Below are 13,417 nucleotides of genomic sequence, written 5' to 3'. Positions count from 1 at the left end.
CAGCGCGCTCACGTCTGCGCGGATGATTTACGCAATGCGCGCAGGCGCGGCCACAATGCCCGCTTGGCCGCAGGATTGCCGCGCAGTTGCGACGACGGCGGCCAACTGGCGAACAGCTCCGCCGCCCCCGGCGCATTGGGATTGCAGCCGGAGGCGCGGATCAACGCGAAATGCAGCCGATCCGGCAAGCGCGAGCCGCCGCGCCGCGGCGCGGCTGGCTGCCGGACGGCCGTCGATGCTGCCGACGCCGTAGGCGCCGCGGCCCGCGATGCCGGTGCGGGAGAGGTCGGTCGAGGAGCCGGTGCGGCCGCCTCGAGCGGCATCTCCGGCAATGCCCCCTGCAGGTACAGGGTATGGCCCAGTGCCGACAGCCAGACCTGCTGCTGCGCCGACCACAGCGCCTGCGGCGCAACCGCGCTCACCGCACCGCCTCGCTGCGACGGCTCCGCTGCCACAGCCAGCCCAGCGGGCCGGACAGCGCATACAGCACGCCTATCGCAAACAGCACCCGCGGCAGATCGATGAACAACACCGCTATGCCCACCGCTGCCAGAATCAGCACCACGAACGGCACCTTGTCCGCCTTGGCGCCGCCTTCGCCGGTGCCCTTGAAGCTCCAGAAACGGATCCGGCTGACCATCAGCAACGCCGCCACCAGGGTCACCGTCAGCGCCACGTAGCGCAGTTCCTCGCCGCTCCAGCCCAGCGCGCCATCGGCGAACGCCCACACGAACGACATCATCAGACCGGCTGCCGCCGGGCTGGCCAGACCGACGAACCAGCGCTTGTCCACCGTACCGACCTGGGTGTTGAAGCGCGCCAGCCGCAATGCCGCGCAGGCCGCATACAGAAACGCCACCACCCAGCCGACCCGACCCATCACGCTGCCGTCGAACTTCAGCGCCGACAGCGACCAGTGGTACATCACCAACGCCGGCGCCAGGCCGAAACTGACCAGGTCGGCCAGCGAGTCGTACTGCACGCCGAAATCGCTGCTGGTGCCGGTCAGCCGGGCCACCCGGCCGTCGATGCCGTCCATCAGTCCGGCGATGAATACCGCCACCGCGGCAGTGACGAACTGTCCGTTGGCCGCGGCGATAATCGCGTAAAAGCCGGCAAACAGGCCCGCAGTGGTAAACAGATTGGGCAGCAGGTAGATGCCGCGCGAACGCGGAGGCGGCTTGATTTCGTCCATAGGTCGCAGTTTAGCCCAACCGGTGCCGGTCCCGACTTGCCAGCCCCGCCGCAGGATGCTGCAATCGCAGCCCACCCTGGTTACCCCCGGATATCGCCATGCGCGACCTGCCCGCTTCCCGGCCCCGTCACTGGCTGGGCACCTGCGCCTTCCTTGCTCTCGCCGGCACCGCCACGCTGGCCAGCGCCGGCCAGGTCTACCAGTGGAAGGACGCCCAGGGCGTCACCCATTACTCGGACAAGCCACCCGGCAACGAGCAATACAAGGACCGCCGCATCGACAATCAGGGCGGCCCTGTCCAGGCCGCCGAACCGACCGGCAAGTCGGTCGAGAACCCGCAATGCACCACCGCCCGCCGCAACCTGGAAGTACTGCAGGGCAGCGCCCCGGTGCACCAGCTGGGCGAAGACGGCAAGACCAGCGGGCAGGCGCTGGACAACGCCCAGCGCGAAAACCAGCGCGGGCTTGCCGAAGCGGCGGTCAAGGCATACTGCAGCAACTGATGCGCCACCCGGCCGGCCATGCGAGCGTTCTGGGCGGTGCCGGCAAAAGAAGCCCGCCCTTCGCTGCTCCGCTGGCGCAACGCCGCCGGCGCCCTGCACATCACCGAACAACCGCCGCCGGACCGTCCCTACCAGCGCATCGAGCGTGAGCCGACGCCGGCCGTCTTCGTACAGGGCCACGCGGGCTCAAGTCCTGCCGGATAGGCACGCGCGGGCGCCAAACCTGGCTCCACCGCCACATTCGCGCGCCAACGCTGGCAAAATAGCGGTTTTCTACCTGGCGAATCCTCCCGCATGCGTCTTTCGCGCTTCCACCTCCGCACCACCAAGGAAACCCCGGCCGATGCCGAACTGGTCAGCCACCGGCTGATGCTGCGCGCCGGCATGATCCGCAAGCTCGCCTCGGGCCTGTATACGTGGTCGCCGCTGGGCCTGCGGGTGCTGCGCAAGGTGGAGGCGATCGTCCGCGAAGAGATGGACCGCGCCGGCGCCGTCGAAATGCAGATGCCCACCATCCAGCCGCGCGAGCTGTGGCAGGAGAGCGGGCGCTGGGAGAAATTCGGCGACCAGCTGTTGAAGATCAAGGACCGCAAGGAAGCCGAATACTGCTACAGCCCCACCGCCGAGGAAGCGGTCACCGATTTCGCGCGCCAGGAACTGAGCAGCTACAAGCAGCTGCCGGTCAATTTCTACCAGATCCAGACCAAGTTCCGCGATGAAATCCGGCCGCGCTTCGGCGTGATGCGCGCGCGCGAGTTCCTGATGAAGGATGCGTACTCCTTCCACATCACCAACGAAGATCTGGTTCGCGAGTACCGCAACATGCACGCCGCCTACAGCCGCGTGTTCAGCCGTCTTGGCCTGGATTTCCGCGCGGTGCAGGCCGATTCCGGCGCCATCGGCGGCGACGCGTCGCAGGAGTTCCATGTGCTGGCCGATTCCGGCGAAGACGCCATCGCCTTCTCCACCGGCTCGGATTACGCCGCCAACGTCGAAACCGCACAGGCGGCCGCACCCGGCCCGCGCCCGGCGGCCGGCGAAGACATGCGCAAGGTGGCCACGCCCACGCAGAAGACCTGCGAAGAGGTTGCCGCGCTGCTGGGCATCGCGCTGCAGCGCACGGTCAAGTCGGTGGCGCTGATGACCGACGACGGCTTCGTGCTGGCGCTGGTGCGCGGCGATCATATGGTCAACGAAATCAAGCTGGCCAAGGTGCCGGGACTGGCCGATTACCGGCTCGCCAGCGAGGCGGAAATCGCCGAATACCTGGGCAGCGAGCCCGGCTTCCTGGGCCCGTTGAACGCCATAAAGCCCATCCGTGTGGTTGCCGATCGCGATGTCGCGGCGATGGCCGATTTTGTGGTCGGCGCCAACGAGCGCGGTTTTCATATCGCCGGCGTCAATTGGGCGCGCGATCTGCCCGAACCGGATCGGGTGGCCGACATCCGCAATGTGGTCGAAGGCGAACGCGCGCAGGACGGCGGCCAGATCCGCATCGTCCGCGGCATCGAGGTAGGCCATGTGTTCCAGCTCGGCCGTAAATACAGCGAATCGATGCAATTCACCGTGCTGGACGAGAACGGCAAGGCGGCAGTGCCTGCGATGGGCTGTTACGGCATTGGCATCTCGCGCATCGTCGCGGCGGCCATCGAACAGAATCACGACGACAACGGCATTATCTGGCCCGAACCGATGGCGCCGTGGACGGTGGCGATCTGCACGATCAACCCCAAGGGCGATGCCGCCGTCAACGACGCCGCGCAGCAGTTGTTCGACGAGCTGCAGGCCGCCGGCATCGACGCGGTAATGGACGATCGCGGATTGCGTCCGGGCCCGATGTTTGCCGATATCGAATTGATCGGCATTCCCCACCGCATCGTGGTCTCCGAGCGCGGGCTGGCCGCAGGCGCATTCGAATATCGCGCGCGCCGGGCAGAAAATGCGGAGAATCTGAGCCGCGAGCAATTGTTGGCGCGTCTGGCGGGCTGAACCGGATAATGCGGAGAAGCGTGAGTAACCTCACGTTTTCCCGCATTAATGGCCATTGTCCTGTGACGGTTTTATTTTCGTCGACTATCATCACGTTCCTGAGTCGAACACGTTCGGTGTTGAACAGGTTCCATCCCTTCCGATTTGGAGAGATTGATGTCGATTGACTTGCGTGGCCTTTCCGCCAAAGAGCTCAGCACGCTGATTACCCAGGCGAAACAGCAACAGAACAAACTCGCCAAGCGCACGCCCATTGCGACCATCCGCAGCAAGATCACCAAGTTCGCAAAGGCCGAGGGTTATACGCTCGAGGAACTGTTCGGCGCCAGCAACGGTTCCGGACGCGGCCGCAAGGCTGTGGCCAAGCCGGGTTCGCGGGCAGGCCGCAAACTCGGCAAAGTCGCGCCCAAGTACCGCAACCCGGCCAATCCCAAGGAAACCTGGACCGGCCGCGGCAAGCAGCCGCGCTGGATGGCCGCGCTGACCGCCAAGGGCAAGAAGCCGGAAGATTTCCTGATCAAGAAAGGCAAGTAAGCCCGCCGGTAGCCTGGAAATCTCATTGCTACCGGATAATCGCTTGAATCATCGCAGCGGGCGGCCTGGCAACGGGCCGCCCGTCGCTTTTTTGGTTCTTCTCCCAAGTGCGGGGAACATCTATGTGGAATCCGGTAGCCAGGGGCAGTGCCGGACACGCCGTAAATGCCCGCTGCGCGGGCCCGGCCCGCCATCGCAGATGGCGGGCGTTCGGCGGCGCGCGAAGCGGTGCTTCGCAAACGCTTGCCTCACCCATGCAGGCTCTTCCGCGGCATCCATGCCGCGGACGGTCCCGCACTGCCCCTGGCCACCGGCTTCTGGACACCTGGTCGGCGCTCGAAGAAAGGCCGTCCGAAGTCGCGACCTGCCATCTCACGAAAGACGACGGCCGGCGGGCTGGGGGTGCGGAGAGCAGGCCAGGGGTGAGTCAAGGCGGTTGGCGCGGCACTGCCGCGCGCCTTGGCGAACGCCCGGCGCGCTGCGCCGGGCCGGTTCGGGCCGCGAAGCGGAACGAGACTGCGGCCCGACGTAAAGACACGACGTCGTCAGGAGGGCGGAGCACCCCCAGCCTGACGGGCGGCGGCTCCTACCGAAGCCGAGCCTGCCGAAGCCGACATCCCCGGGAACAGGAGAAGAATCTTTTTTGCGGCATCCCACTTCTTACAAATTCTTGCGTGCCGATATCAGCAGATTGCCGAACAGCAGGCCGGCAATCAGCGCCATGACGATATTGGTCACACCCAGCAACGCCGACTGCCCCACGCCGACATCCTGCTGCTGCACCAGCGTCATCAATCCGCGCAGGCTGGCGCTGCCGGGCACCAGCATGATGATGCCCGGAACCCGGATCAAGGCACCAGGCCGATTGGCCCAGCGCGCGAACGCATTGCCGCAGGCGGTCAGCACCAGCGCCGACAGGAAAATGCCGACCGGGCTGCCCCAGGCCAGCCCGGCAAAACGCGAAATCAGATAACCGGTGATGGCCGCCGCCATTACCCACGGATAATCGCGCCGATGCGCGCGAAACAGCACCGCAAACGCATAGGCCGCCAGCACCAGCGCGCCCCACTCCACCCAGTCCGGCTGCGGCCGCAACGCGCGCACTTCCGGGTACAGCCCCAGCAACTGCGCCAGCGTCACCGCGATCAGGCTGCCGACGGTCAGTTTGAGGATGGTCGCCATCGCACCGGCGAAGCGCGCGGTACCCGACACCAGATGCTGGCTGGTCAGTTCGTTGACCGCGTTGGTCAGCGTCATGCCCGGCAGCAACACGATCAGCGAAGCGATGATGACGGTGTTGAGATTCAACGGGGCAATGAAGTTGGCCACCAGGATCGCCACCGAACCGGCGACGAACGCGGAGATCGCATCGCTGGCTTCCTTCATCTTCGGCTTGCGGTTGATCAGCAGCGCCAGCAGCCCAATCAGCAGGCCGATCAATCCCGCCGTGGCGATGTCCAGCCACGGCAACCGCCACAGCCCCGCCACCGCCGCCGAAGCCAGGCCCGAGGCGAACACCTGCATGGCCTGCCAGCGCCGGCTTGGCGCGCGATCCAGCCTGCGTAGGGCGGTGTGCCCTTGCGCGATGCTCATCCGGCCCGCCGCCACCGCCTCGGCAATGCGGTCGGCCTCGCTGAGCTTGTGCAGATCGTTCTCGCCCGGCGCCAACCGGATCACCCGGGTGGTATCGCTGGCGCCCAGCGGCCGGGTCGGGTCGCTGAAGCTGAGGATCACGCCGGTGGGGTTGGACCAGGGTTCGCAATCCAGCCCCAACTGCTGCGCCAACGCGACCAGCGCCCCTTCCAGCCGCTGCGCGGTGGTGCCGTAGGTGTGCAGGCGGCTGGCCATCTCGCAGACAAAGGCGATGCGCTGGGCGTAGGTGGCATTGATGGCGGTGTCGGTCATCGCAACAGTATCGCCCGAGTCGGTCCCGGATCGCTGCGTCCGGTTCGACTCGCTACCATGCTCCGTCGGGAATGCGGCGCGGGGAAATGATGACGGCAGGAATCGGCGAAGCGCTTGCGCTGGGCAGCGCGGCAACCTGGGCGGTGGGCATGATCCTGGCCCGCCAGCTTGGCGCCACCCTTCCGCCGTTGGCGTTGAACCTGCTCAAGAATGGCCTGGTGCTGCTGGTCCTGGTGCCATTGGCGATGTTGTTTTCGGCCGGTCCGTGGCCGCAGCTGAGCGCCAGCGAGCTGGCCTGGGTGCTGCTGAGCGGCGTCATCGGCATCGCCGTGGCCGATACCCTGTATTTCCGCGCGCTCAACGAACTGGGTGCCGGCCGCATGGGCATCATCGGCAATCTCTACAGCCCGCTGGTATTGGTGCTGGGCTTTCTGTTTCTGGACGAACGGCTGGGCCTGCAGCAGTGGCTGGGATTCGGCCTGGTCGGAATGGGCGTGCTGCTGGTCAGCAAGCCGCGCCGGGAATGGAAGACCCAGCCGGCGCATACCTTGCGCGGCGTGCTGTTCGGCATGCTGGCCATCGCCCTGATGGCGGTGGCGATTGTGATGGTCAAGCGGATACTGGAAACCCAGCCGCTGCTGTGGATTACCGCGCTGCGCCTGGGCGGGGCGGTGGGCGGCCTGGCGCTGCTGGCGGCGTTGCCGGCAATGCGCCACCGGGTCGCCTTCGATCGCCACCGGGTGCCGTGGGGACGGCTGGTCGTCGCGGCGCTGGTCGGCCAGGGCCTGTCGATGGTGCTGTGGCTGGGCGGCTACAAGTACACCTCTGCCTCGGTCGCGGCCATCCTCAATGAAAGCGCTTCGGTGTTCCTGGTCGTCCTGGCTGCGCTGTGGCTGCGCGAGCCCCTGGGCCGGCGGGCCTTTTTCGGTGTGCTGCTCACGTTCAGCGGCATTGCCTGTATGCTCCTTGGTCGAGCGACGCCATGACCGATCACGCCCTCCGCCCGCAATTCCAGCTCGACCAGGCCGACCCCACACGGGTGCGGCTGGCGGGCCAGTGGACGCTCAACGACGCGCTGCAGGTCGCCGAGCGTCTACGCGAAATTCCCGATAGCGCCCGGGTCATCGACGCCACCGGCATCGACCGCATCGATTCGGCCGGGGTGCTGCAGTTGTTGCGCTTTGCCAGCCGGCGCGGCTTGTCGCTGGACGACATCGATTTCCGCCAGGACCACCGCGCCCTGGTCTGCACCATCGAGGACGTGGCCGACGACCGTCCGCCGCGCAAGCGCGATTACGGTTTCCTGGCCGCGCTGGCGCGGCTGGGGTTCCGAATGGAGGAAAACGGCAAGGAGGTCGTCGCCCTGCTCAGTTTCACCGGCGAAAACATCGTCAAGCTGCTGCGGATGGTGCGCGAGCCGCGCCGCTTCCGCATGACCGCCACCGTGTCGCACATGGAGCAGGTGGGCCTGGACGCGGTGCCGCTGGTGATCCTGCTGTCCTACCTGGTCGGCACCGTCATCGCCTTTCTGGGGTCCACGGTCCTGCGCGACTTCGGCGCCGAAATCTACGTGGTGGAGCTGGTCAGCATCGCGTTCCTGCGCGAGTTCGCCGTGCTGCTGACCGCCATCGTGCTGGCCGGCCGTACCGCCAGCGCCTTCACCGCGCAGATCGGCACGATGAAAAGCCGCGAGGAGATCGACGCGATCCGCACGCTGGGCCTGGACCCGATCGATCTGCTGGTCATTCCGCGCCTGCTGGCCCTGCTGCTGATGCTGCCGCTGCTGACCTTCATTGCGATGATGGCCGGCCTGGCCGGCGGCGTCACCGTTGGCGCCTTCGATCTGGGCATACCGCCGCAGATGTACATCTCGCGCATGCACGAGACCATCGAAATACGGCATTTCCTGGTCGGCCTGTCCAAGGCGCCGATCTTTGCGCTGGTGATTGGCCTGATCGGCTGCCTGGAAGGCCTGCAGGTGCAAGGCACCGCGCAATCGGTGGGCGAACGCACCACCTCCAGCGTGGTGCAGACCATCTCGCTGGTGATCGTCATCGACGCGTTGGCCGCGCTGTGGTTCATGCATATGGATTGGTAGGAGCAGGGAATGGTGAACAGCAAATTCGCCCGCTGCGCGGGCTGCGAAACGGAAATGCAAGCTTCGCCGGCGCTTGGCCCCGTTTCGCCATTGGCAGGCCGCACAGCGGCCGGCTTGGCCGTTTGCCCGCACCGCCACCGGCGCGGCGGCAAGGCGGCGCCCGAATGATTTCCGAAGCAGACGACGGCGCCGTCATCTCCATCCGCGGCCTGGTCAATCGCTTCGGTGAGCAGACCGTGCACGAAGATCTGGACCTGGACGTCCGGCGCGGCGAAATCCTCGGCGTGGTCGGGGGCTCGGGTACCGGCAAATCGGTGCTGATGCGTTCCATCCTGGGCCTGCGCATTCCCAACGCCGGGCAGATTTCGGTGCTGGGAATGGACGCGCGCTCGGACAGCGCCCGGGCGCGCCAGCACATCGAACGCAATACCGGCGTGCTGTTCCAGGATGGCGCGCTGTTCTCGTCGCTGACCGTCGGCGAGAACGTGCAGGTACCGCTGAAGGAGCACCATCCCGAACTCCCCGACAGCTGGCGCTACGAACTGGCGCTGCTGAAGGTCAAGCTGGCGGGCCTGCCGGCCGATGCCATCAACAAGCTGCCTTCGCAGTTGTCCGGCGGCATGCGCAAACGCGCGGGACTGGCGCGGGCGCTGGCGCTGGATCCGCCGCTGCTGTTCCTCGACGAACCCACCGCCGGGCTGGACCCGATAGGCGCAGCCGCCTTCGACCGGTTGATCAAGACCTTGCAGGAAGCGCTGGGCCTGACCGTTTTTCTGATCACCCACGACCTGGACACCTTGTACGCTATCTGCGACCGCGTGGCGGTGCTGGCCGACCGCAAGGTGATCGCCACTGCGCCGTTGCAGGAGGTCGAGCAGTTCGATCACCCTTGGGTGCAGGAATACTTCCACGGTCCGCGCGCGCGCGCTGCGCGCGATGGCCGGCAGGGCTATCAGCAGCGCACCCCACAAACGGCGGTCTGAGCCATGGAAACCAAAGCCAATTACGTCCTCATCGGCGCTTTCACCATCATCATCATCGCGTCCCTGCTGATGTTCGGCCTGTGGGCAGCCAAGTATTCGTCCGAGCGCACCTGGCAGGAGTACCAGGTGGTCTTCCGCGAGGCCGTGACCGGCTTGTCGGTCGGCAGCCCGGTCCAGTACAACGGCATTTCGGTGGGTTCGATCACCAAGCTGACGCTGGCGCCGAACGATCCGCGCCAGGTCATCGCCCGTCTCCGGCTGGAATCGCGCACGCCGGTCAAGACCGATACCCGCGCCAAGCTGGCGATCACCAGCCTGACCGGCCCCACCATCATCCAGCTCAGCGGCGGCACCCCGCAGGCGCCGGCGCTGACCTCGGTGGACAAGCGCGATGCGCCGATCATCCAGACCGCGCCTTCGGCATTACAGAACATCACCGATACCGCCAACCGCATCGTCGAACGGCTGGATCAGGTGCTCAGCGACAAGAACGTCGCCAGCATCGCCGGCACGCTGGAAAACCTGGAAACCATCAGCGCTTCGCTGGCCAATCGCGACGAAGGCCTGCAGTCGTTGCTGGTCAGCGCACGCGACGCCGCGCAGAACCTGGACCGCACGCTGACCACCACCAACGGCACCATCGAGCGGCTGGATCAGAACTTGGTCCGCGAACTGCCGGCCATCCTCAACAAGCTCGACGCTACGCTGGCGAAGCTGGATTCGGCCGCCGACAATGCCGACGCCATCCTCGGCGAGAACCGCGCGGCCATCAACAGCTTCGCCAACGACGGCCTGGCCCAGCTGGCGCCCACGCTGACCGAGCTGCGCGGACTGGTCCGCGACCTGCGCCGGGTCAGCGACCGGTTGGAGGGCAATCCCGCGCGCTATCTGCTCGGCCGCGATGCACCCAAGGAGTTCGAACCCAAATGAATGCGTTGAAATGCCTGCTGCTGCTTTCGTTGCTGACGCTTGCCGGCTGCTCGATCCTGGGCAGCGGCCAGCGCGATCCGGTCACCATCTATTCGCCTGAAATACGCGTCGAAGCCGACCCTGCCTGGCCCAGCGTCGACTGGTCGCTGGTAATCGCCAAGCCCAGCGCCGCGCGCCTGGTCGACAGCCCGCGCATCAACGTCCGCCCTGTGCCCGGCGAAATGCAGGTCTATCGCGGCGTGACCTGGGCGCAACCGGCCACCGATATCGTCCAGGACGCGGTGTTGCGCACGCTGGAGGACTCCGGCCGCATCCGCGCGGTCGCCGATGCGGATGCCGGCATCCGCGCCGACTACAAACTGGTGATGGACATCCGCCGCTTCGAGTCCGATTACGCAGGCCAGAACATACCGTCGGCAGTGGTCGAGGTCAGCGCCAAGCTGGTCCACAACCGCGACCAGCGCGTAGTGGTGGCGAGGACCTTCCTGCAACGCCAGACCGCATCCGGCACCGGCACCGCGCAGGTAGTCAATGCGTTCGAGGACGCATTGTCGAACCTGAGCCGGGAAATCGCCGGCTGGGTACTGTCCAACGGGCAGTCGCAGGCCGTTCCAGCGGCGGTACCGCCGCGCCATTGATTCGGAACGGGTGCGCCGAACTCGACCGAATCAATCTTCCCTTCCGCATTGCCAGGCAGTGGAAAGAATGGCGCTCAAGCCATTCGAGCGCCGCTTTTATGGTGCCCTGGCGCAATCCAGCGAAATGTCAGGTTGATCCGTTCGCCAACCGGTTTCGCTGTCCGCGGCAGCGCATGCCGGTAGTTGCGCTGGGTATCGCCGGCCATCAGCAACAGACTGCCATGAGGTAGCGGCAATCCGGCGCGATATCCCGCTTCGCGCCGGTGCTTGAGCAGGAAACGCCGCTCGGCGCCCAGGCTAATCGATGCAATCAGCGGCTGCGGTCCCAGTTCGGGTTCATCGTCGCTGTGCCAACCCATCGCATCGCGGCCGTCGCGGTAGCGGTTGGCCAATACGCTGTTGAAACGCGCTCCGGTCTCGGCCTGCAGCCGCTCGCGCAATTCCGCCAGCGCTGCCGACCAGGGATGCGGCTCGAAACGGGTTCCGGAATACCGGTAGACAGCGTCCGCATCGCCAATCCAGCAACTCAGTCGCGGTGAATCGACCTGGCGGCCGAACAGGCGGATGCGATGCACTTCCCACGGCAAGCCGTCCAACAGCACGCCCAGCAAGGCATCTGCGCTGTTCGCGTCCAGCCATCCCGGCCGCAATCGCACGTCTGCGCCGGGTAGCGCCAGCGACTCACCGTTCGTGACTGGTCGATTCAGTATGGTGGGCGGCGACAAGGTCATCGGTGCCATGCTCGCGGATTTGCCCCGCATCACGCAAACGCCGAAAATGTCCGCAGCCATGAGCCAAGCCAAGGAACCCGCAATGACCGATGCCCCGCAAGCCCCTGTCGAACGGGACGTCATGGAGTACGACGTGGTCACCGTCGGCGCCGGTCCGGCCGGGTTGGCATTCGCGATCCGGCTCAAACAGCTCAACCCGGAGATTTCGGTCTGCGTCATCGAAAAGGCCAGCACCATCGGCGCGCACATCCTGTCCGGTGCGGTGATCGAACCCGGCCCGCTGGACGCGCTGTTGCCGGGCTGGCGCGATGCGCCGCCGCCGATCTGCGTGCCGGCCCGCGAAGACGAATTCTGGTTCTTCAACAAGACCGGCGGACGCAAGTTCCCCATCGTGCCGCCCGGCATGCGCAATCACGGCAACTTCATCGTCAGCCTGGGGGCGATGTGCGCCTGGCTGGCGCCGCAGGCCGAAGCGCTGGGCGTCGAAATCTATCCCGGCTTCGCCGCCGCCGAAACCCTGCACAGCGATGACGGCACCGTCATCGGCGTGCGCATCGGTGACATGGGCGTGGCCAAGGATGGTTCGCACAAGCCCGGCTACACCGCCGGCATCGACATCCGCGCCAAGGTCACCGTGCTGGCCGAAGGCGCGCGCGGCCACCTGACCAAACGGCTGGTCAAGCGCTTCGAGCTGGACAGGGACAGCGACCCGCAGGCCTATTCGATCGGCATCAAGGAACTGTGGCAGGTGCCGGAAGGGCGCGTATCGCCGGGCAAGATCGTGCATACGCTGGGCTGGCCAGCCGACAACAGGATCTACGGCGGCAGCTTCCTGTATCACCTGGACAACAACCAGATCGCGCTGGGCTATGTCAGCGGCCTGGATTATCAGGACCCGGACTACAAACCGTGGGAAGCCTTCCAGCAATGGAAGAACCATCCGCTGATCGCCCCGCTGCTGGAAGGCGGCAACATCCTTTCCGCCGGCGCCCGCGCCATCGTCACCGGCGGCTGGCAGTCGCTGCCCAAAGTCGAGATGCCCGGCGCCTTGCTGATCGGCGACACCGCCGGCCTGCTCAACGTGCCCAAGATCAAAGGCACCCACCAGGCCATCCGCAGCGGCATGCTGGCCGCCGATCATCTGGCCGCCAATGCGCTGGCGCCGGCCGGCTTCGACGCCAAACTGCGCGCTTCCGACGCCATGGCCGAGCTGAAAAAGGTCCGCAACATCAAGCCCGGGTTCAAGAAAGGCCTGTGGTTCGGCCTGCTCAACGGCGCCTGGGAAACCGCCACCGGCGGCTTGTCGCCGTGGACCCTGAAGGTCACCCCCGACTGGTCGTCGCTGGACAAGCTGGGCCAGCACGAACGCCCCAAGCGCGACTATGTCGACCGCAGCCTGGCCCCGCGCGATCGCCTGCAGGGCGTCTACTACGCTGCCACCGAACACGACGAGGACCAGCCGGTCCACCTGAAGGTCGCCGACACCTCGATCTGCGTCACCCGCTGCACCGAGGAATACGGCAACCCCTGCACCCGCTTCTGCCCCGCCGGCGTCTACGAAATCGTCGAAGACACCGCCGCCGATGGCAGCCGCCACAAACGCCTGCAGATAAACGCCGCCAACTGCGTCCACTGCAAGACCTGCGACATCAAGGACCCCTACGAAATCATCACCTGGGTGACCCCAGAGGGTGGTTCGGGGCCGAATTATCAGAATCTATAATATTCCCTTGTGATTGGCTGGAGTTGTGCCGACTCTAGAGAATTTTGATTTAGATATATACATCTGACACGCTAACCCGGCGCGCGTCCAGATAGTCGTCCCTGAAGTATCGATTTCAGGCAGCGGTTGCGATCTGCATCGACTGCTGGCGTGAAGTGCTCCGGACTGCAGTTCCCAGAACCCAGGCG

The 13,417-nt window shown here is 66.0% G+C and carries 13 protein-coding genes and 1 pseudogene; 10 read left to right on the top strand and 4 right to left on the bottom strand.

Annotated features, from left to right (window positions below):
• Positions 1–8 precede the first annotated feature (8 nt).
• Together CRO39_RS16315 and pssA are read right to left on the bottom strand one after the other, a co-directional pair.
• Positions 9–422 carry an alanine acetyltransferase gene (locus CRO39_RS16315; RefSeq protein ID WP_162125964.1) on the bottom strand — a complete coding sequence of 138 codons (414 nt, stop codon included), beginning with the start codon at positions 420–422 and terminating at the stop codon, positions 9–11.
• On the bottom strand, positions 419–1,195 hold the full coding sequence (gene pssA, locus CRO39_RS16310) for a CDP-diacylglycerol--serine O-phosphatidyltransferase (RefSeq protein ID WP_097123029.1): 777 nt from the start codon (positions 1,193–1,195) through the stop codon (positions 419–421). Before pssA ends, CRO39_RS16315 begins: the two co-directional genes overlap by 4 nt.
• Before the next feature lie 98 nt (positions 1,196–1,293).
• On the opposite strand from pssA, the gene CRO39_RS16305 reads away from it, so the two are divergent.
• The 4 genes and pseudogenes from CRO39_RS16305 to CRO39_RS16290 all read left to right on the top strand — a co-directional run.
• Positions 1,294–1,698: a DUF4124 domain-containing protein gene (locus tag CRO39_RS16305; protein WP_097123028.1), complete on the top strand. Its 405-nt coding sequence runs from the start codon at positions 1,294–1,296 to the stop codon at positions 1,696–1,698.
• An 18-nt stretch (positions 1,699–1,716) separates the two neighbouring features.
• On the top strand, positions 1,717–1,902 hold the full coding sequence (locus CRO39_RS21410; protein WP_097123027.1) for a DUF4124 domain-containing protein: 186 nt from the start codon (positions 1,717–1,719) through the stop codon (positions 1,900–1,902).
• 90 nt (positions 1,903–1,992) lie between these two features.
• Entirely contained in the window at positions 1,993–3,687 is a 1,695-nt protein-coding gene (locus CRO39_RS16295; protein WP_097123026.1) for a proline--tRNA ligase, read from the top strand.
• A 156-nt stretch (positions 3,688–3,843) separates the two neighbouring features.
• Positions 3,844–4,212: pseudogene (locus CRO39_RS16290) on the top strand (H-NS histone family protein); the annotation flags it as partial.
• 669 nt (positions 4,213–4,881) lie between these two features.
• On the opposite strand, the gene CRO39_RS16285 reads toward CRO39_RS16290, so the two are convergent.
• Positions 4,882–6,126: a threonine/serine exporter family protein gene (locus tag CRO39_RS16285; RefSeq protein WP_097123024.1), complete on the bottom strand. Its 1,245-nt coding sequence runs from the start codon at positions 6,124–6,126 to the stop codon at positions 4,882–4,884.
• Positions 6,127–6,215: 89 nt separating this feature from the next.
• Between CRO39_RS16285 and CRO39_RS16280 the strand changes: the two genes are divergently transcribed.
• The 5 genes from CRO39_RS16280 to CRO39_RS16260 all read left to right on the top strand — a co-directional run bounded on the left by CRO39_RS16280 (position 6,216) and on the right by CRO39_RS16260 (position 10,775).
• The gene (locus tag CRO39_RS16280; protein ID WP_162125965.1) at positions 6,216–7,112 is read left to right on the top strand and encodes a DMT family transporter; all 897 of its coding nucleotides are present in this window, start codon (positions 6,216–6,218) and stop codon (positions 7,110–7,112) included.
• Positions 7,109–8,224 (top strand): ABC transporter permease, encoded by a 1,116-nt coding sequence (locus CRO39_RS16275; protein ID WP_097123022.1) that lies wholly within the window; start codon positions 7,109–7,111, stop codon positions 8,222–8,224. Before CRO39_RS16280 ends, CRO39_RS16275 begins: the two co-directional genes overlap by 4 nt.
• A gap of 164 nt (positions 8,225–8,388) precedes the next feature.
• On the top strand, positions 8,389–9,207 hold the full coding sequence (locus CRO39_RS16270; protein WP_097123021.1) for an ABC transporter ATP-binding protein: 819 nt from the start codon (positions 8,389–8,391) through the stop codon (positions 9,205–9,207).
• 3 nt (positions 9,208–9,210) lie between these two features.
• Positions 9,211–10,137: an MlaD family protein gene (locus CRO39_RS16265; protein ID WP_097123020.1), complete on the top strand. Its 927-nt coding sequence runs from the start codon at positions 9,211–9,213 to the stop codon at positions 10,135–10,137.
• Positions 10,134–10,775, top strand: coding sequence for an ABC-type transport auxiliary lipoprotein family protein (locus CRO39_RS16260; RefSeq protein WP_097123019.1), 642 nt, complete (start codon positions 10,134–10,136; stop codon positions 10,773–10,775). Before CRO39_RS16265 ends, CRO39_RS16260 begins: the two co-directional genes overlap by 4 nt.
• 74 nt (positions 10,776–10,849) lie before the next feature.
• Here CRO39_RS16260 and CRO39_RS16255 read toward each other — a convergent pair whose 3' ends face one another.
• On the bottom strand, positions 10,850–11,506 hold the full coding sequence (locus CRO39_RS16255; protein ID WP_097123131.1) for an alpha-ketoglutarate-dependent dioxygenase AlkB family protein: 657 nt from the start codon (positions 11,504–11,506) through the stop codon (positions 10,850–10,852).
• Between the two features lie 82 nt (positions 11,507–11,588).
• On the opposite strand from CRO39_RS16255, the gene CRO39_RS16250 reads away from it, so the two are divergent.
• On the top strand, positions 11,589–13,229 hold the full coding sequence (locus CRO39_RS16250) for an electron transfer flavoprotein-ubiquinone oxidoreductase (protein WP_097123130.1): 1,641 nt from the start codon (positions 11,589–11,591) through the stop codon (positions 13,227–13,229).
• The last annotated feature ends 188 nt before the right edge of the window (positions 13,230–13,417 follow it).

The organism is Pseudoxanthomonas wuyuanensis (assembly GCF_900215535.1).
In the GTDB taxonomy this organism is placed as follows: Bacteria; Pseudomonadota; Gammaproteobacteria; order Xanthomonadales; family Xanthomonadaceae; genus Pseudoxanthomonas_A; species Pseudoxanthomonas_A wuyuanensis.
Note: the sequence above shows the minus strand (reverse complement) of the source record. Positions and strands in the feature narration are given on the sequence as shown.